Genomic DNA, 18,463 nt, shown 5'->3' on the forward strand with positions numbered 1-18,463 from the left:
TTGGCACAGGGCGGCACTCGCTTAAAGCGTCGCTAACGATTAGAACCGCCAAGCGACTTCCAGCCCCGCATTCCGCGGGTCGCCCTGAACATAGGTCCCTGCGCCGAGCAGTGCCGACACCGCAAACCCACTGCGGTAATACACTTCATCGGTCAGGTTTTCTACGTACGCCGTCACGCTCAGATTTTCAGCAGGCGTCCAGTTCAAGCGAAAATCCCACAACCACAGTTCGTCGATATAGGCGTTGCTGTATTCCACCGCCTTGTAATCAATACCGGTGAATAACTCACTGCGATAACGCGCCGACAGGCGTGGCACAAAAATCCCCAGATCCGTCAGCCAGTGGTAGCTCACGGAAATGCCGCCACTATGCTCTGGCACCAGGGCAAAATCTTCCGCGCTGCGGTCCACCACCTGCTCGCCTTGCAGGGGAATCACTATCGGAGTGAGGAATTCATCATAGCCCGCATCGGTATAGGAATAATTGGCCTGCACAAACCAGTTATCCATCACCAGCGTGGTCTCGAACTCCGCGCCCTGGACCGTGGCCTGACCGGCGTTAGAGAGGTACAGGAACAGGTCGCTGATGGCATCGCCCTGTTCGGCGACACGAACCTGTATGTTCTCGTAATCCATGTAATACAGCGCCGCATTGAAACGGAGCTGGGAGTCGAGCGCATCGAGCTTCACCCCCACTTCAAAGTTGGTCACTTCTTCGGGATCGAAGGGCACCAGCTCATCCCCCTTCGGCTCAAACCCACCCGCTTTGAAGCCCTGGCTGTAAGTAAAGTAGGCCATAAAACTGTCCACGCCCAGATCGCTGTGCCAACGCTCGGGCGCAATAAACGACAGGGTTGCCGACGGCGTAAAGTTATTCCATTGCTCTTCAGCACTGTCGGCGTTGTCACGCATGATCAGCGGTAAATCCGGCGTGTTTTCGCCCAGCGCATTGAACTGCGCCAGAGTGATAGGAGAATAAATGCCCGCCGCGTCGATATACAGAGCGCCAATGCGGCTGCCGTATTCCTGAAAGTCGACATCGAAGACGGTCAGGTCACGACGTCGTTCTTCAACCGTATAGCGACCGCCCAGAGTAAACTGCAGGTACTCGGTAATATCGTAGGTCGCCTGAGCGAAGGCCGCCCAACTGCTGTTCTCGAGATCGCTGCGCGTGGCCAGAAAGGTGGCCAGAGGAATCACAGCAACGTCATCCAGCAGGCCACACACCACGGCTAGCCCGACAGCATCACAGGCCGTGGAGGGACGAATACCCGCCAGCCCCTTTTTGCCAACCAACTGGGAAAAGTTGTTGTTGTCGATTTCCTCTATCGAGGCAAACAGGCCAAAGGTGTATTGCAGGCGACTGTCGAAGGCCTGACCACTGAGCTGCAGCTCCTGGCTGAACTGCCAGCGTTTCTCGTCGGGCGCCGATTTTCCATCGGCGGCAAGCGTGCGGTTAAGGGCCTCGGTACCGCTGTCTAATATGGGAATCGAGGTGCCGTCCTGATCGTCGTTACGGGCAATGCCGTCCTGCCAGCTGGCGGCGGAAATACTCTTCAGCGCCAGCTGCTCGTTCAGTTCCCAGTCCAGCGTCAGCGCCGCCATGCGGCTTTCCATGGTGATTTCAGAATGCGCAGTGGTCACATCCAGCTTGCGGTCTTTCGCCAGCCGCTCACTTTTTTCACAGGCGTCACGAAACTCCGGCTGACCGGGATACCGCAGCGTTGCAATATTCGCCTCGGGGTTCTGGAACAGGCAGGACATCCCCGAGCTCAGTTCCTGCTGCCGACTCCAATACAGAAACACATCGCTGCTCACCGTATCCGTCAGCTGAGTCTGCCAGCGCGCAGAAAACGCCAGACGGTCTTCGTCGCCGAACATGGCGCCATCCGAATTTTCAAAGTAGCCGTCGAGGCGGGTACTGTTGATGGCAACACGCACGCCGGAGCGCCCTTCCACCAGCGGAATATTCCCTGCCAGCTTGGCATCCCGCCGCCCATATTGGCCCACGCGCACATCCAGGCTGCCACTCACCTCGGAGAAATCCGCATTTTTCGTATTGACCAGAATTGCCCCGCCGGTGTTGTTTTTCCCGAACAGGGTTCCCTGCGGCCCTCGCAGTACTTGAATGCTCTGGGTGTCGACGGTATCGAGCAACTGGGTGTCCTGACGGGCAATAAAAATGCCGTTGAGATATACCCCAACGCCAGGATCGAGCACCGACGTGGCCTCGCGCTGACCGATCCCGCGAATGAAGATCGCCGGCGTTTTCGAGCCACTCTCGCCAAACTGCAGGCTGGGAACGGCACCCTGAAGATCAGTGATCGCGGCGATCCCCGCCTCTGCCAGACTGTCGGCGCTCATCGCTGTCACCGCGACCGGCGTCTCCTGCAGCTTTTCTTCGCGACGCCGGGCCGTTACATAAACCTCTTCGACAATTTGCAGTGACTGACCTCGGCCGGACTGAGCCGCTGCATCGGCGCCCGGCTGCGCGTGAACCCCGACCGCCGCACTCGCGGCAGCCATCACTAGCGGGAAGGCTATCTTCTTCACGGTCTTCTCTCCCTGTCTTTTATTATTAAAATCCGGCCCACGAATGGCCGTACTGCCGCTTACAACTGGCCCACCCAATGCGCGGCAATATCGAGCAAGTAGAAAGTCAGCATGCTGGCACTGAGGCCACCTGCCACCACTTGAAGCAAGGTCCAGCGTCGTTCGCGCTGTTCGTCAATAAAGTAGTAAATCGGGAAGCTGGCGATGAAATAGGTCGCGTAAATGACCGAGCCATACGCCAACATGCGGGGAATATCTTTGTAGTAAAAACTGCTCGCCATCATCGGGTTCGCCATCGCCTTGGTTTCCATCCAGGCCCAGAAGTAACCGACCGCGAAAATCACCACCGGGAACAGCAGAGCCATGCCCGGCACACCGCTGGTACGAATGCGGCGCAGCACAATGTTGGCGGTCGCGTGATAGGTGATGAAATAGGCGTGGGTATAGAAGTACATAATCAGCGGCACAGGCTGTTCGCCGCTGCCCACCATGGCGGAGTCCAGATTGGTGGTGGCGTTGGGATAGTTGTAGACCATGCCCAGCACGTCAAAAAAGTATTCGGAGCCGAAATAATTCCCGAAGAAACCAAACACCACCATGTACAGATTGGCTTTGAGCCAGTAGCTGTCGCGCCAGTCGCACTGCTCGTAACGACGCGCCACCAGCATCGGCACCAGAATCGCGGGCAGCGCCGTGAGTATGCCGTGCCACAGTAATGCAGCGTCACCGAAACTCTTGTCCCAGCCGGTGAACATCATCATCGCCATGGAGGCCATCCACAACGGCGAGTAAATCAGAAACCATTTTTCTACCCAGGCTTTATCCGGGTTAGGCGAAAACCAACGCGACATAGCGTTCCCCTTACTGTGTTTTATTGTTATGTGTTTTGGGTCGTTGGATGGGGCCGCTTTAGCGACCCGTCAACGCAATCTTTACCAGCGCCGCCGTATTGCGGATTTTCTGCAGTCGACCGGGTTCCTCGTGCAGTTTGTAATGACCCGGCAGCAGCACACCCTTGGCTTGTTTGTGGATCTTTTCCTTTACAACAGGCTCCAGTACTCCGGCACCTGCCAACTCAAAGAACAGCGCCTTGGCATTGCCCAGATCGAAGAAGTCCCGCTGCCAGGACCACTGAAAATTGCCCGCATACTCAAACCAGGAGCCGCCAATACCGGCAATTTCCATACGGCTGCCATCCGCGCGCGTGGCGGTGACCGGCGCAAGCTGTTTCCAGAAGCCGATTACTGTGCCGCGTTTTTCGTCGATGATGATGTCGTGATAGGGGTACTCCCAATCTTCAAAGCCTTTCATCTGATAGCCCAATGCCACATCGCAAATTTCCTTGCGACCATTGGCGACAAACTGCTCATTGGGACCGATATTCCAGCCGTATACCGCATCCTCGGTGTACATCGGACCGAGATGGGTGGTCCAGTCACCGGCCTTTTCGGCGTCAATATTCGCCTTCAGCCAGCGCTCCATCATTTCTTCCAGCTCTTCACGCGGGTAGGCTTTGTTGGGGGGCGTAATCGATGCAACGCGTTTATCAGACATGGTGAGTCCTCTTATTGTGATTATTGTTCACAGGGGTAAGGTGCCCGCACTGCTCTAGCCAACACAGAGTGTCGTGCACGGTGTCGGCAGCCGGACGGTATTCAAACGCCAGCGCATCACGCAGACGCTGGCTGCGCGACGGCGGGAAATGGCAGACGATTCGCGCCGCCTCGCGGGAGAGTGGAAAGTCCACCGTGATGACATGACGGCAGGCGTCGAGAAAGCGACCCGCGCTCATCAGCAACCAGGCCGGCAGTGGCAGGCGGCGTACCGGCCGCTGGCTTGCCAGCAAGTCGGCGAATGCCCGCCACGGCAGAAAATGTCCCGCCACCAGATAGCGCTCGTTGCAGGGATTGCCATTCATCGGTTTTTCCAGCAACAGGCGGTGCACATCGGCAAGATCGCGGGCATCGACAAACTGCATCCCCGAGCGGGTTTGCGGGACAAAGCTGTTACAGAACGTACACAGCGCCGCATTGCTCTCGGACAACTTCGGGTCGTGAGGGCCAAATACCGCCGACGGGTAGCTGATAATGATGGGCGCTCCCTGACACTGCCAATCTCTGACGCGCTCCTCGCAGGCGCGCTTGGCCACGCTATAGGGCTCCCCACCGGGGTTCAGCTCCCCATCTTCACGCAGATACTGGGCCTTGGGGTGCATCAGTACCGCGGCGCTGGAGACATAGAGGATGCGCGGAATGCCCATCTTCCAGGCTTCACCGACAATGTTTTCCACCCCCGCGAGATTGCTTCGCAAGGTTTGCTCCGCCTCCGCCCGCTTGAGGTTAACGGCTGCCGCCGCGTGGACAACGGCATCACAGCCCTGCAGTGCACGGCGGGCCAATGCGCGGTCGCTCATATCGCCTTCAAACCACTCGCTCACTGCAATGTCCTGCGACGCACACCAGCGCTCGGCACGCTGCCGGTCTCGAACCAACAGCCGCAGACGATGCCCGGCGCGGTACAGCGCCGCAGCGGTATGCGCCCCGACCAGTCCCGTCGCTCCGCTTACCAGCACGTCCATCGCCTAGCGCTCGACAATCCGCAGAGCCTGATTGGGACAGTATTTCACCGCCCGCTCCACCGCTTCGCGCTGCCCGGCATCGAACTGGGGCTTGAGGATTTGCAGTATGCCGTCCTCATCCAGCTTGAACACTTCGGGCGCTTCGCCCATGCACATGGCGTGGCCCTGACACAGCACGGTATCGACCTCGACGCACAGCGCCTTGGCCGCCGGGGACACGGCATCGGCATTCTCGCTGTGGAATGGACAGCCGGAGCTGTCGGCCTGCTTGCCACCCGCCGACCCGGTGCCGGCCGGTGCCGCCACTTTTCGGCGACGATAACGGACACGACAGGGAGAGACGGGCTGCACGATCATATCTTTGTAGTTGTCACGATAGCTGGCGGCGTCATCGACCAACTCAAACTCGTAACGACGCAGCAAAATCGCAAAAATCGCCTTGATCTGAAACATCGCAAAGGCGTTGCCGGAGCACTTATGCTTGCCACCACCGAAAGGCTGGTAAGCCATCAGGCGACGATCCTCCGCGCGCTCTTTGCTGTAGCGGTCGGGGTCAAAGGCGTCGGGATTTTCAAACAGCGAGGCCATGCGATGGGTGACCGGCGGCACTGCCCAGACCATATCGCCCTCGGCAATTTTGTACTCTTTGAAATGCAGCTCGCGACTGACCTGACGCATCAGAATAATCAGCGGCGGATGCAAGCGCAGTACTTCCTTGAGCACGTTTTCTAGCTTGGGCATTTCCCGCAGGCTCTGAAAGCTTACCTCGCCGTCAGCGCCCAGCAGCGCATCCAGTTCTGCAACCACATCGCGCAGTATGGCCGGATGCTTCAGCAGCTCTAGCAGAACCCAGGCTGCCGTGCCCGAGCTGGTGTGGTGACCGGCAAAAATGGCGCCCACCAGCATGCCGGTAATTTCGTTGTGGCTGAGCTCAGTGCCGTCTTCATAGCGCATATCGATAAGTGCTTGAAACATATCCGAGGGTTTCTCGGTCTGCTGACTGCGCTTGTCGACGATCTCGCCGACCAGTTTCTGCAGGCGTTCACGCGCGCGGTCGCGGCGACGGAAACGAGGCAACGGCAAGTTCGGGAAGTGATAAGCCAGCGGGTGAACACCCTGTTCCAGATCGTGATAGATCTCGGCAAATTCCTCACTGAGTTCATAGCGAAACTCCCGACCCAGCAGACAGTGGCTGGCGGTATTGATGGTTAGCTGTTTCATGAACTCAACCAGCTCGATCTCCCCGGACTCGTTCCAGCCGGCAATGGCGTCTTCCACTTCCTGAACAATTTTTCCCGAGTGGTTGCGCATGGCATCCATGCGCAGCGACGGCATCAGCATTTTCAGCTGCTCATTCTTGCGCTCAATGGGCGCATCGAAAATCAGCCCCTCACCGAAGATAGGCGTCATCAACTTGTAGGCCGCCGACTGGTCCAGTTCCTCGTCGGACGAGCGGTAAAACAGGGCACTGGCTTCTTCGCCGGTGAGCATGACGATGCGCTGCCCCAGTAGTCGAAAGCTGACAATTTCGCCATAGTTGCCAGCAATCTTGCGGGCAAAGTTAAAGGGGTTACGGACAAAGTCGATCATGTGACCGAGCAGGGGCAAACCGCCGCCAGCGCGCGGAGGTTCCACACTGCCGAGATGTTCTGAGTTGGCCTTGGCTGTCATAATTATTCTCCTAAGGCTGTCGGTACTGGATCACCTCCCCCGCAGTCAGGCGGAGATGACAAAGCGTCTTTACGAATTTACACTCTATGGAAAAGTGTAAAATACAAGCATCACCCATTTGGACGAGGAAGCCCCGATTTTGGAGCCCATAAACGACACACAGCAGCGCATTCTGGATGCCACCATTGACTGCGTTAAAACCTGGGGCGTGGAAAAAACCAGTCTGAATGACATCGCAAAACGCGCCGGGGTCACACGGCCGACGGTGTACAACTATTACGGCAACCGCACAGCCGTGATTCGCGCCGCCTTACTCAGCTCGGGCCACCATTTTGCCGAGCGCGTCATTGCGCATATTCAGGCCTGGCCCACCCCCGCTGACCGATTGGTCGAGGCAGTGGTCTTTGCGCTCGAAGAGCTGCCCAAAGAGCCGTATTTGGCCGTCATTACCCGCGCCGATCTGTCGAGCTACATCTACGAGGATGCCTTGAGCGACAGCGAGGGCGTCGAAATGTGCCTGGCGATTTTCAACACCGTCTTCGACGGCACCACTCTCAGCGAGCAAGACCGCATAGAGGTGATGGAGCTGAGCGTGCGCCTGGCACTGTCACTGCTGATGCTGAGCGGCCCGGCCACCCATGAGGGCGACAACCTGCGCGGCTTTTTGCGTCGCAGACTGGTGCCGGCTGCCGGACTGTAAGGTCAGGCAGGGGGCCGCTGCCCGCCGCAAAGGATGTCCGTAACGCGCTCGGTATCCATGTACTCCTTCAGCTCCACGATCAGGCCGTCTTTGAACCGAAACAGAAAGTGGTAGCGATTGCGGTAGAGCTGTCCCGAGCTGTGCATACCTTCGCTCTGCGCTTCGACCGCGACCCGCTCGCCTTCGGCGGTGGTGGCCTGCACGGTAAACCGCAGGCCCTCGGGAAAGGCATCCAGCACCAGTGCCGCCGAGTTTTCAATTTCTTCCCGGCTGTAATACCCGGAGATCAGCGTGTTGCCCGAGGTCCACAACTGCGCCTCGGGGTGGTACAGGCTTAAAAAGCCCGCTGTGTCGCCCTCCGACAGGCGACGGATAAATTCCAGCGCCAGAGCCCGGCTGTGTTCTCCCTGCTCATCCGCCATTGGCTTTTGCCTCCGCTTCGGCTTTCTTTAATTTCGGCATCAGCCCCATCAGCGCCATACGCATCTTCGAGGCACGGGGATAGCCGATGTACTGGGTTAAGAACAGCACGGCTTCTTCCAACTGCGCTTCACTCAACTCGCCACGCTTATAGGCCGACTGCGCCTGAATGGTAAAGGTCATATCCTCTCCCTGGGCGGCGATGGCACCGAGCAACAGCAAGCGTCGCTCGCGAATACTCAAGGTGCTGTTGTCCCAGAGGTCGCCAAACAGCGAGCCCAGCATAAAGTCGAAAAAGCGGTCCTCGCCCTCGGCGGGTGGCTGTGGCAAATCGTTGCAATACACCTCGTTAAAGCGGGCAATGCCCCGCTCGCGTTTGCTGTCACTCATCATTCCTCCTCACACCCGCATGAACTGACCGCCGTCCACATTCAGAATGTGACCGGTAATCCAGGACGCCTGCTCCGACAATAAAAACAGTGCGGCATCGGCCATATCGTCCGGCGTGCCCAGACGGCTGAGCGGCATTTGCTTGACCAGCTCGTCGGCGTAGTCACCGGCGGTATTACGCAATGCCTGGGTTTCGGTAGGACCGGGTGCAATGGCGTTGATGCGGATCTTGCGCCAGCCCAGTTCCCGCGCCAGTGAACAGGTCAAGCCGTTGAGTGCCAGCTTGGCTACACCATAAAAGCCCATATTCATCCACGCCGCCGTGGATGACTGGTTCACAATCGCACTGCCTTTTGGCATATGAGGGACACAGGCGCGGGCCATCAGCAAGCTGCCGTGAACATTCACCCGCATAAAGGTTTCGAGATAATCCATGTCCACATTCATATAGCCTTCAATCTTCATATTGCCGAAGATCGCGGCATTGTTAATCAGGTAGTCGATCTGACCGAAGGCCTCCTTGGCCGCGTTGGCGCAAGCAATACAGGATTGTTCGTCGCCCACATCGGTACGCACAAACAGCGCGTCGCCACCCTGTTCGCGAATCTCCGCTACCACGCGCTCGCCCTGCTCGCTGTTCAGCTCGGCCACCACCACTTTCATACCCTCGGTGGCGCAGCGCTTGGCGTAGCCCTCGCCAATGCCCTGACCGGCACCGGTAATCACCACAACTTTATTCGTGAAGCCCATTATTTTTCTCCTGTGTGCAGCGTAGCTCTTTGCCTAGCCCTGGGTTTCCGGTAAGTAAACGCGCAGCCCTTCCATCTCCGGGCCAACGCTGATCTGGCAGCCCAGTCGGCTGTTGTCACGGCGATCGACCGCGCTGTCGAGCATGCTGTCCTCACCGTCACTCACCGCAGGCATTTTTTCCTGCCACTCTTCGGGGATGTAGCAGTGGCAAGTGGCGCAGGAACAGATGCCACCGCACATGCCCTCTACTCCGGGCACCATATTCAGCGTCGCCCCTTCCATCAGGCTCATTTGTTCATCGACATCGACCGGATGCTCGGTGCCGTCATGTTCGACATAGACAATTCCCACCATGTTGATCTCTCCTCAAAATTTGAATTTTTCGACGGGCGTGCAGGGCCGCACTTCCAGCAGATCGACAGAGACCCCCGCGGGCATCTGCAAACAGAACAGCAGTGACTGAGCCACATGCTCGGGCTGCATGCCGCTGTCCATCCACGGTCCCTGACGCTGCCAGGCAGTCACCGCCGCTTTCAGCCGCTCAAACTCCCAACCGGCAGCAAAGTCGGTCATCGCCGCACCGGGCCGCAAAATGGTCACGCCGACGCCGCTGTGCGCCAGTTCCCGGCGCAGGTCCCGACTCAGCCGCTCCACCGCCGCCTTGCTGGCGGCGTACAGCGACAGCCCCGCCATTTCATCGTGATGCTCGGCGCTGGCACTGCTGACATTGACGATGCGGGGATTGGTGGAGGCTTTCAGCAGGGGCAAGGCGGCCCGGCAGCAATACATCAGTCCGGCAATATTCAGTTGCAACTGGGCGTTGATATCCTCATCGCGCCAATCGTCGGCAAAACCGGGGCGCGCCATACCGGCGTTGTTCACCAACCCGTCCAGGCCGCCAAAATGCGCCGCCACTGACTGGATTGCCTTTGCGGCGGCCTCGCTGTGGCCGACATCTGCAGGCGCGGCAAAGGCGTTGGGCCCCAACTCGGCGCAGAGACTCTCCAGCTTGTCGGCGCTGCGGGCGATCAGGCCAACCTTGGCTCCGGCATCCAGCAGTGTCTTGGCCATCGCCAGACCAAAGCCCCCGGAGGCTCCCGTTACCGCAATGATGCGACCGTTTACTGTGCTCATCATCGGGGGCTCCTACACGGCAATCGCGACGGTTTTGGTTTCGAGGTATTCCTCAAAACCCTCTGGGCCCATTTCGCGCCCCACACCACTTTGCTTGTAGCCACCAAAGGGCGCGTCGGGACCGAGGAAGTTGCCGCCGTTGACGTTCATCGTGCCGCTGCGCACCTGGCGGGCGAACGCCAGCGCGCGCGCTTCGCTGGCGGAGTACACTGCCCCCGACAAGCCGTACACCGAGTCATTGGCAATGCGCAGTGCATCGGCTTCGTCCTCGTAGGGAATCACCACCAGCACCGGGCCAAAAATCTCTTCCCGGGCGATGCGCATATCGTTGCGAACATCACTGAAGATGGTCGGCTCGACAAAGAAGCCCTTGTCGAGGTGCGCCGGCACACCACCGCCAAGAACCAGCCGCGCGCCCTCACGCTTACCCAGCTCGATATAATCCAGCACGCGCTGGCGCTGGCGGGCGCTGATCAACGGGCCCTGCATTTCGCCACTGGTATCGGCGCTGCCGTAGGGCATACCGCCCACATAAGCGCGCAGCAATTCTTCGGTTTCCGCCAGTTTGTCTTTCGGCACCAACAGTCGGGTGGTAATGGCACAGCCCTGACCGCTGTGCGCGCAGATGGCCAGCGAGCCAAACAGCGCCGTACCGAGATCGGCATCGTCCAGTACGACCATCGCCGACTTGCCACCCAGTTCAAGGAAGACCCGCTTCACGGTTTGCGCCGCGTTGGCCATTACGATTTTGCCGACGGCAGTGGAACCGGTGAACGACACCACATCCACCCGCGGGTCGGTACTGAGAAAATTGCCGATTTCGGCAGGATCGCTGGCGGTCAGCACATTGAACACCCCCGGTGGCATGTCCGCTTCGGCGGCAATACGCCCCAGCAGTGACGCCGTCCAAGGGGTTTCCGGCGCAGACTTGAGCACCACTGTGCAACCCGCCGCCAGTGCGGGCAGGCACTTGGCGAGATTGATTTGAATGGGGAAATTCCACGGCGAGATCGCCGCGACCACACCCGCTGCCTCCTTGAACACCACGCGGCGACTTTTCACCCCCATCACCTCGTAGTCGCCGAGTTCGCGCTGCCACTCGAAACGCTCGAGATAATCCAGCGGCCAGTTAGCCATACTGACCGGGCCGTCGCACTGCGGCCCGTTGACAAAGAATTGCGTGGCGCCGGTTTCATCGGCCACGGCCGCGCGCAGTTCATCGATATGGCGATTCAGGCCATCCACAAAACGGCGCAAACAGCTCAGGCGCTTGGCGTGATCTGTCGACCAGTCGCTGTCGTCAAAGGCACGACGCGCCGCCGCCAGCGCGGCCTCGGCATCCTTCAGGCTGGCGTCCGCCGCCACACCGACCACCTCCTCGCTCAGAGGACTGATATTCGGGTACTGGCGACCACCCTCGGCATCGCGCAACTCCCCATTGATATAGAGTCGCGCCTCGCCGTGATCGGGCTGCGGACTCAGAGACAACTCACTCATAATTCCCTCCACTTATTATTGTTATGGCTGTATTCGGCGTCATTCGCTCGTATTCGGCTTAGGGCTCGACGTCGGCGGGCGTCGCCATAAACACCGCATCGATATGGCGACGCACGGTGGTGGTCTGCGGCAGCGCGATGCCGAGCTGACCGGCCAGCGCCAAGGCATGGTCCAGGTCCTTTTCCGCCAGGCTGGCAAACGGCCCGAAAATGGCGCGCATGTCTTCATCACTGCAAGCCGCCCGCATGCCGTCGCGGCCGTCGATAAACTGCTTCATCATCGGCGTGACGACACCATTGGCGGCGCCCACATCAAAGAGCGCCTGCACCTCCACGCCCGCGGCGCGCAGCAGTGCCGTGCCCTCGGAAATGGCCGAGAACGCCGCATAATTCATCAGGTTATTGGCCAGCTTGACGACCGTGGCATTACCCACTTCGCCGGTATAGACCACCGCTTTGCTGGTGCAGGCAAACATTGGCTGACAGCGTGCAACGGCCTCTTCCTCGCCCCCTGCCATAATGCACAGGCTGCCATCCGCCGCGCCGCCTGCCCCGCCGGTAATGGGCGCATCGACGATATGCAGTCCTTTTTCAGCGGCATCCTTCGCCCAACGCAGAATGCCGTCGCGGGTGACGGTGCTGTGAATCGCCATCACCGTGCCCTTCGCGGCCACGGCCAACATGCCGGGGCGCTCGCCATCGCCGTAAAGCAGATTCTCCACATCGCCGTCGTGGCGCACGCAAATGCCAATCAGCGAGCATTGCCTGGCAATCGCCTCCGGGCTATCGGCCGACGTGGCGCCCAGCGCCACCATCTCCGCCACCGGCTCGGGCGCGATATCGAAAACATGCATCGCCAGCCCGTGCTGCTGCGCCTTCTTGGCGAGGTTGGCGCACATGGGTTTACCGATATTGCCAAGCCCGATATATCCACACTGAATCATCGCAACACCTCGCTTATCGACTGGGTGTGAAACGCATGGGCAGCGTGGTAAAGCCGCGCACATTGGGGTTGTGGGTGCGGTCGCTGCGCGACATATCCAGCTCGTAGTCGGGCATGACCTTAAGCAGCTCTTCGAAGCACACCCGCACCTCCAGGCGCGCCAGAGCCGCACCCAGACAGGAATGAATGCCCGCGCCAAAAGCCATGTGATCGCGGGCGCCCCGCGTCACGTCGTAGATATCGGCATTTTCATAGCGCTCTTCGTCGCGACTCGCCGAGATGATGCACATACCGATGCGCTCACCTTTCTTGATTTGCTGGCCGCGAATTTCCACATCCTGCATTACGGTGCGGCCGATCATTTGCGTGGAGCCGTCAAAGCGCAGGGTTTCCTCCACCGCGTCGCCGATCCGCGCCGGATCGTCCAGCAGGATTTGGCGCTGCTCGGGGAATTGCCACAGACGAAAGCCCATATTGCCGATCAGCTTGGTGGTCGTTTCATTGCCCGCCACCGCCAGCAAGATACCGAAGCCGATGATGTCATCGTGGGTCATCTTGCCGTCTTTCTCCGCCTGCAGAACGCAGCTGAACATGTCCTCGGGATCGTAGGGCTTGTCGGCCAGCGACTTGGCCAGCTCATCGAAATACTTCGCCAGATTAAAGTAGGCATTGATGTTGGCCTCACTCAGGCCGAACTGGCCGTCCTCGCGGAAGATCAGATCGTCGGCCCAACCGCGCACCATGGCCTGCTCTGACTCGGGCACGTGGATCATGGTGGAGATCACATCCATCGGCAGGATGGCACTGAAATCCTTGATCAGGTCCATCTCGCCTTTCACAAGAAACGGTTCCAGCAGCGAACGCGCCTTCTGACGGGTGTAGTCCTCGAGTCGGGCAATGCGCTGCGGCACCATCAGGCCCGACAGCAGCTTGCGAATGCGGGTGTGATCCGGCGGATCCATGTTGATAAACATCGGGTAGCCCGCCGAGGCACTCTGATCAGACTCCAGCGCGGGGCCGTTGATGCTGCTGAAGGTTTTGAAATCGCGAAACGCCTTGAAGCAGTCTTCCCACTTCGACAGCAGCCAGAAGCCGTGCTCGGCGTTGTAATACACCGGCGCTTCCTCCCTCAGGCGTTTGTAGTAGGGATAGGGGTCCTCGTGAACAGCGTGGGAATAGGGATTGAACTCCACCGCGGTCATGCTGCGCTCCTGTTATTGCTTATTTTTTATCAACGCTAGCACAGCCCCTCCCGAAAGGTAAATACACTTAATGCAATTTAATAAATATATGTTACATTAATTTATCGAACAGCCCGGCTACAATACGCCGCGCACACCCACATCAACCCAGACCGAATTGGCCATGCCCGATAAACACTCTGCACTGCAGCGCTTTCGCGATAATCCCCTGCGCCGCCTGAACCACCTCAGCAACTACTGCGAGCAGCGTAGTATGCAGGCGCTGGAAGACCGGGGATTTGATCGCCTGGCCATGCACTTTGCCGCGCCGATGAGCCTGCTGGCCCAGCGCCCGCACCGCCTGACCGAACTGGCGGAGCGACTGGCAATGAGTAAACAACTCTGCCTGCAAAGCCTGCGGCCGATAGAACAGGCGGGGTATATCGAGCGCCGAAGCGACAGCGATGACCGGCGCGCCAAGCAGATCGCTCTGAGCAAGCGCGGCGAAGCATTGATTGCCGTTGCCGACGAAGCGATGCGCGGTATTAACGAGGAATTCAAAGCGCTGATCGGCGACGAAGCGGTAGAGTATCTCGGCCAGTTTTCGCTTGAGCTGTGTGAGCAGCTTGGGCTGCCCGGCTTCGCCCAGCAACGACCGGCAGGCTTGGCGGGTGGCTTGAACTTTCCGCTGCTGATCGGCCTGCTGAACCGCAGCATTCACCGCAGCCTGATGCAGGGGACGATGGCACGGGGCTACGACCGATTGCAGATGTCCCACGGTCAGGTACTGGCCTGTATAGATCCCGAGGGCAGCAGCGTCGGCGATATCGCCGCCCTGAATGCGGTCTCAAGTCAGGCAATTTCCCGCGTGGCGCGGCAGTTGAGTGAACTGGGATATATCGAACGCCGCAGCGACCCCAATGACGGGCGAAGCCAACGGCTGGTTTTAAGCGAGAGCGGTAAAGCGCTGGTGACCGATGCGGTCGCCGTGATGGATAACTTCGAATCCGTCCTGCAGATGGGACTCGGTGAAGCCGCGTATCAACGCTTCACAAATGCGGTAAACCAGCTGCACAGCGCACTCTTTGAAACCGCGGCCCCGCCTGCAACGCAGACCTCTTCAGCCCTGTCGACAGAGACTTTGTTGCAGGCCTGCGCCGACTGCCTGGAGCATCGCCAGACGCGCCACAGCGCGCAACTGGAACAACGACTGGGCTCGGACGGATACCAGCAGCTACAGCGACTCTTGGCGTTCGCCGCTGGCCGGCAGGTAGGGAGAAAGCCCTGACAGGCGCTGGTAGTAAGACAGGCTGCGGGCCATGTGTCGCGCCGAGCGTCGCTGCCACCGCAGGGCATCCAGATACCGATCACCGTTTACGGTATTCTCGCGCCCTTCGGCAATATCGACCATCAGGGCTTCGCGCGCCTGCTCGGTATCCTGCTCACAGCGCGCGGCGAAAGCCACAGCCTGTTCTGCAGCCGCCGCCCAGTCCTCACTCGTCACCGTTTTCAACAGCTGCCGACAACCATCGTCAAAAACAACGCCCGAATGTAACGGCGGCCCTTTGTCCTGCCAGCGCTGCGCCGTTTCCCGATCGGCCAAGCGATGATGCAGACGCTGCATATGATCGATCATGTGCATACAGGCCAGCAGCGATTGCCACTCCTGCTGGTCGGTAGGGTGCAGGTGGATGTCATCGACAAAGCGCTGGCAGCGTTCAATCGCATCCCCCAATTCCCGGTGCCGCTCTGGCTGCGCAGACGGCTGATTACGCGATAGCGCAACCGTGTACTGCAGCAGCGCCGTGAACATCCGACCGAGGCTGTGGCGCACGGCCTCCAATGCAACCGTGGGGTCGCGCAGCAGTTGGCGATCCAGATTCTCGGTGAATGCGTCCTCTGGCGGCGGCACCAGCCACAGCATCAGCCGCGCAAACTGAGACGCCAGCGGCAGTACCAGCAGCACACCCAGAAGATTAAACAGGCTGTGAAAGCCAACCAGTGCCAACTCGGCCTGCTGATAGATCGCGTCGGGCGAAAGCCACTGCCACAGGGCAACGTAAGGCAGCAACAAAACGAACGCCATCAGCCCGGTAAACAAATTGTAAACGACGTGGGAATAGCCGGTGCGGCGAGTGTCAGCCGAGCCGCCCAGCGTAGCAAACAAGGCAGTTGCAGTTGTTCCCACATCCATACCAATCACCAGCGCGGCCGCCTGCTCAAACTCCAGCGCCCCACCGTGTACCGCGGTGATGGCGGTGGCGACCCCGGCGCTCGAAGACTGGGTAATCAGGGTAATCAGCACGCCCAGACCCAATAGCTGGAGACGCCCAAGCCAGGTGTTGTCAGGAAAGACGGTCGGCGTGAGCTTGCCCTCAAGGCCCGCCATACCGCTTTGCATCACATCGATGCCGACAAAGATCAACCCAAAACCGGCCACCGCCAGGCCGGCCGCGCGCGTTCGTCCTCGCCCGAACAGATGCAGCAGCGCCCCCAACAGAACAACCGGCAGCAGCAGTGTTGCCAAATCGAGCTTGAAGCCCAGCAGGGCAACCATCCAGCCAGTAATGGTGGTGCCGAGGTTGGCGCCGAAAATGACCCCCAGGGCCTGGGGATAGCTGAGCAGCCCCGCGCCGACAAAACCGACTGCGGCCACGGTTGTGGCGCTGGACGACTGAAGAATTGCCGTGCTTACCGCACCGCTGAGAGCCCCCGACGCCGGGCTGTGAGTAAAGCGTGTCAGGGCCCGTCGCATGAGCTCTCCGGCCACGGCCCGCAAACCATCGGTCATCAATATGACGCCGACCAGAAACAGCCCCAGCCCTCCGGCCAGCTCCATCCACTGATTCAAGATTGCCTGTCCTCCTTCGTCGGCACGACTTCTGCGCTACACCCCGACATTTGCAGGGTGACGGCAGGATATTGTGCGGCGTTTCTGCCCCGGAAACGTCCCGTAGATATGCCTACCCTGTACGGTGGTAACGCGCCAGCAGGCGGTCCAGCTCGTTGGCAAACGCCTGTTTTTCACGCTGGCCGTAGGCATTCTGACCGCCGCTCTGAATTCCCGATGCGCGCAGGGTTTCCATAAAATCACGCATATTCAAACGGCTGCGGATCGTGTCTTCGGTGTAGCGCTCGCCCCTCGGATTCAGCGCCATACCGCCCTTGGCAATGACCTCCGCCGCGAGAGGAATATCGCTGGTGATCACCAGATCGTCGGGCTCGCAACGTTTTACAATCTCATTGTCGGCAACATCAAAGCCACTGCTGACCTGCAAACAACTCACCTGTGGCAGCGGCGGCACGGGCAGCGACTGGTTTGCCACCAGCGTCACGGTCACACCGGTTCGTTCAGCGGCCCGAAACAACATCTGCCTCACCACCACCGGACAGGCATCGGCATCCACCCAGATTTTCAAATGCTCTCTCCTTCATTCACCCGGCAGCGATTGGACAATGGCTGCGCCGAACTCATCGCTATGCAAAGATGATGCGTACAGACACTATTGCTGACGCTGGAGGGATTATGACGAGTCTTACCCTGTTTTACGACGGTCGCTGTCCACTCTGCGTTGCAGAAATGCGGCGCCTTGCCGAGCTGGATAGCGGCGCCCGGCTGATCTTTGAAGATATCAATCACGCTGACTTCAGCGACCGCTACCCTCATATCGATCCGATTGCCGCGAATCGCATTCTGCACGGCCAGACGAATACCGGGGAAATGCTCTACGGCTTGGATGTCAGCTGTCTGGCGTGGAAAGTCGTGGGCAAACACCGGTGGATGGCCGCGCTGCGCTGGCCGGTAATCCGCTGGTTTGCCGATATCGGCTATCGCTGGTTTGCCCGCCATCGCTATACCCTCTCGCGCTACCTCACCGGGCAGCCGCGCTGCACCAGCCATTGCGAAAACCTCCCCCGCCATGGCAAATGAGGCAACACTCGTTGTCGGCGCCAGCAGTGCCATCGCCCAGGCCCTCATCCGCGCCCAGCATCAACGTGGACACCGCGTTATTGCCATCAGCCGCCGCCCTGCAAGCGGCCAAACCGACTGGCTGCAATGCGACTACAGTGATGCCCAGATTGCCGATACCATCCACGCGCTGCGTGAACTGAATTGTCACTGGCGCCGGGTTTTTATCTGCAATGGTGTCCTTCATGACGAGCAGGCCATGCCCGAAAAGCGCCTAGAGGATCTGTCATCGACCACATTGCAGGCGCGTTTTCTCAGCAACAGCATCCTTCCCGCGATGTGGCTGCAGGCCCTGCTGCCACTGCTGCCACTGCTGCGCGGAAAGACGCCCTGCACCGTTGCGGTCCTCAGCGCCCGTATCGGCAGCATTGCGGATAATCAGCTCGGCGGCTGGTACAGCTACCGCGCGTCCAAGGCGGCATTGAATATGCTGCTGAAAACGGCGGCCATTGAATTCAGCCGGCGCGCCAAGAATATCAAACTTATCGCCTTCCACCCCGGCACCACTGACAGCCCACTGTCAGCACCGTTTCAACATTCCGTCGCCGACGACGCCCTGTTCACCCCCGAGTTTGTGGCAGAGCGCCTGTTGTCGCTCTGCGATGCGCATTCCCCCGACGGGCAGCTAAGCTATCTAGACTGGGCGGGAAAACCCATCGCCTGGTAGCCCCGCGAGT

The 18,463-nt window shown here is 59.5% G+C and carries 19 protein-coding genes; 4 read left to right on the top strand and 15 right to left on the bottom strand.

From position 1 onward, the window contains the following. Positions 1-39: 39 nt before the first annotated feature. From G411_RS0107620 to G411_RS19730, 5 genes are read right to left on the bottom strand one after another with little or no spacing between them, the layout of a single operon-like run. Positions 40-2,553 carry a TonB-dependent receptor gene (locus G411_RS0107620; RefSeq protein ID WP_157581184.1) on the bottom strand — a complete coding sequence of 838 codons (2,514 nt, stop codon included), beginning with the start codon at positions 2,551-2,553 and terminating at the stop codon, positions 40-42. A gap of 59 nt (positions 2,554-2,612) precedes the next feature. Next, the gene (locus G411_RS0107625) at positions 2,613-3,404 is read right to left on the bottom strand and encodes a hypothetical protein (protein WP_022958592.1); all 792 of its coding nucleotides are present in this window, start codon (positions 3,402-3,404) and stop codon (positions 2,613-2,615) included. 58 nt (positions 3,405-3,462) lie between these two features. After that, entirely contained in the window at positions 3,463-4,107 is a 645-nt protein-coding gene (locus tag G411_RS0107630) for a hypothetical protein (protein WP_022958593.1), read from the bottom strand. After that, positions 4,100-5,125, bottom strand: a complete 1,026-nt coding sequence (locus G411_RS19725) for an NAD-dependent epimerase/dehydratase family protein (RefSeq protein WP_051151262.1) — start codon at positions 5,123-5,125, stop codon at positions 4,100-4,102. The genes G411_RS0107630 and G411_RS19725 overlap by 8 nt, the downstream gene beginning before the upstream one ends. A 9-nt stretch (positions 5,126-5,134) precedes the next feature. After that, positions 5,135-6,802 (bottom strand): cytochrome P450, encoded by a 1,668-nt coding sequence (locus G411_RS19730; RefSeq protein WP_022958595.1) that lies wholly within the window; start codon positions 6,800-6,802, stop codon positions 5,135-5,137. A gap of 139 nt (positions 6,803-6,941) precedes the next feature. On the opposite strand from G411_RS19730, the gene G411_RS0107645 reads away from it, so the two are divergent. Further along, a complete protein-coding gene (locus G411_RS0107645; RefSeq protein ID WP_169530638.1) occupies positions 6,942-7,502 on the top strand; it encodes a TetR/AcrR family transcriptional regulator in 561 nt (186 codons plus the stop codon). Between the two features lie 2 nt (positions 7,503-7,504). Here G411_RS0107645 and G411_RS0107650 read toward each other — a convergent pair whose 3' ends face one another. The 8 genes from G411_RS0107650 to G411_RS0107685 are packed head-to-tail and all read right to left on the bottom strand — an operon-like array spanning position 7,505 to position 13,837. Beyond that, positions 7,505-7,924, bottom strand: a complete 420-nt coding sequence (locus G411_RS0107650; RefSeq protein ID WP_022958597.1) for a nuclear transport factor 2 family protein — start codon at positions 7,922-7,924, stop codon at positions 7,505-7,507. Continuing rightward, positions 7,914-8,312, bottom strand: coding sequence for a carboxymuconolactone decarboxylase family protein (locus tag G411_RS0107655; RefSeq protein WP_037508433.1), 399 nt, complete (start codon positions 8,310-8,312; stop codon positions 7,914-7,916). The genes G411_RS0107650 and G411_RS0107655 overlap by 11 nt, the downstream gene beginning before the upstream one ends. 9 nt (positions 8,313-8,321) lie before the next feature. Further along, complete coding sequence (locus G411_RS0107660) at positions 8,322-9,062, bottom strand: SDR family oxidoreductase (protein WP_022958599.1); 741 nt, start codon at positions 9,060-9,062, stop codon at positions 8,322-8,324. A gap of 33 nt (positions 9,063-9,095) precedes the next feature. Further along, positions 9,096-9,416, bottom strand: a complete 321-nt coding sequence (locus tag G411_RS0107665) for a 2Fe-2S iron-sulfur cluster-binding protein (RefSeq protein ID WP_022958600.1) — start codon at positions 9,414-9,416, stop codon at positions 9,096-9,098. Between the two features lie 12 nt (positions 9,417-9,428). Beyond that, positions 9,429-10,199 carry an SDR family oxidoreductase gene (locus G411_RS19735; protein ID WP_022958601.1) on the bottom strand — a complete coding sequence of 257 codons (771 nt, stop codon included), beginning with the start codon at positions 10,197-10,199 and terminating at the stop codon, positions 9,429-9,431. A 9-nt stretch (positions 10,200-10,208) separates the two neighbouring features. Beyond that, positions 10,209-11,693: an aldehyde dehydrogenase family protein gene (locus G411_RS0107675; protein ID WP_022958602.1), complete on the bottom strand. Its 1,485-nt coding sequence runs from the start codon at positions 11,691-11,693 to the stop codon at positions 10,209-10,211. 58 nt (positions 11,694-11,751) lie between these two features. Beyond that, on the bottom strand, positions 11,752-12,636 hold the full coding sequence (locus G411_RS19740) for an NAD(P)-dependent oxidoreductase (protein WP_022958603.1): 885 nt from the start codon (positions 12,634-12,636) through the stop codon (positions 11,752-11,754). A 13-nt stretch (positions 12,637-12,649) separates the two neighbouring features. Continuing rightward, positions 12,650-13,837: a cytochrome P450 gene (locus G411_RS0107685; protein ID WP_022958604.1), complete on the bottom strand. Its 1,188-nt coding sequence runs from the start codon at positions 13,835-13,837 to the stop codon at positions 12,650-12,652. A gap of 163 nt (positions 13,838-14,000) precedes the next feature. On the opposite strand from G411_RS0107685, the gene G411_RS21370 reads away from it, so the two are divergent. Further along, the gene (locus tag G411_RS21370) at positions 14,001-15,104 is read left to right on the top strand and encodes a MarR family winged helix-turn-helix transcriptional regulator (RefSeq protein ID WP_051151263.1); all 1,104 of its coding nucleotides are present in this window, start codon (positions 14,001-14,003) and stop codon (positions 15,102-15,104) included. Here the strand turns inward: G411_RS21370 and G411_RS0107695 are convergent. Both G411_RS0107695 and G411_RS0107700 read right to left on the bottom strand, forming a co-directional pair. Beyond that, complete coding sequence (locus G411_RS0107695; RefSeq protein ID WP_211218296.1) at positions 15,051-16,667, bottom strand: Na/Pi cotransporter family protein; 1,617 nt, start codon at positions 16,665-16,667, stop codon at positions 15,051-15,053. The two genes, G411_RS21370 and G411_RS0107695, sit on opposite strands and share 54 nt — an antisense overlap. A gap of 112 nt (positions 16,668-16,779) precedes the next feature. Next, positions 16,780-17,235: a YaiI/YqxD family protein gene (locus G411_RS0107700; protein ID WP_022958606.1), complete on the bottom strand. Its 456-nt coding sequence runs from the start codon at positions 17,233-17,235 to the stop codon at positions 16,780-16,782. A gap of 107 nt (positions 17,236-17,342) precedes the next feature. Between G411_RS0107700 and G411_RS0107705 the strand changes: the two genes are divergently transcribed. Both G411_RS0107705 and G411_RS0107710 read left to right on the top strand, forming a co-directional pair. After that, positions 17,343-17,747, top strand: coding sequence for a thiol-disulfide oxidoreductase DCC family protein (locus G411_RS0107705; RefSeq protein WP_022958607.1), 405 nt, complete (start codon positions 17,343-17,345; stop codon positions 17,745-17,747). Beyond that, complete coding sequence (locus G411_RS0107710; protein ID WP_022958608.1) at positions 17,737-18,453, top strand: SDR family NAD(P)-dependent oxidoreductase; 717 nt, start codon at positions 17,737-17,739, stop codon at positions 18,451-18,453. The genes G411_RS0107705 and G411_RS0107710 overlap by 11 nt, the downstream gene beginning before the upstream one ends. Positions 18,454-18,463 lie beyond the last annotated feature (10 nt).

Origin of the sequence: Spongiibacter tropicus DSM 19543, assembly GCF_000420325.1 — a bacterium.
Classification (GTDB): domain Bacteria; phylum Pseudomonadota; class Gammaproteobacteria; order Pseudomonadales; family Spongiibacteraceae; genus Spongiibacter; species Spongiibacter tropicus.